Origin of the sequence: Brumimicrobium salinarum (assembly GCF_002844555.1) — a bacterium.
GTDB lineage: Bacteria > Bacteroidota > Bacteroidia > Flavobacteriales_D > Crocinitomicaceae > Brumimicrobium > Brumimicrobium salinarum.
Genome location: NZ_PJNI01000042.1, coordinates 1 through 425 on the forward strand (window position 1 = coordinate 1; position 425 = coordinate 425).

General features: G+C 36.7%; 1 protein-coding gene. It reads left to right on the top strand.

Annotated elements, in window-relative coordinates; translation table 11 throughout:
• Positions 1 to 71: 71 nt before the first annotated feature.
• A partial coding sequence (locus CW751_RS15020) for a hypothetical protein (protein WP_205677849.1) occupies positions 72 to 425 on the top strand: 354 nt, incomplete at its 3' end.

Here is a 425-nt window from a genome sequence, read left to right on the forward strand (position 1 = left end):
AGAAACAATGTCCACTACACGCCATGTAGAATATGGACATGTGAATGTTTTAAGGTAAAAAAAGAGATTTTATGATGAAGAATTACTTTTTATTATTTTTCGCTTTTCTAGTTTATGCTCAAGTATTCTCACAATGTGGACAAGCTCTAGACTTGAATACATGGACCGAAGAAGGAGGTAACGCCAATTGGAATGTGAATCCAGGCGGAACATCTGTGAATCAAGGAATAAATGGAGCTCCTGCTTTTTTTGTAAATGACTTTGATTTTATAAATGTTGAATTTACAGGGACATTTAGGGTTGGTAACTCTGGAGATAACGACTTTGTAGGTTTTGCTTTTGGGTATCAAGATCCTTTAGGCGGCGGAGCAGATCATGATTATTATTTGTTTTCTACAGTTAGGAATGAAGGAGCAGCGCATGGA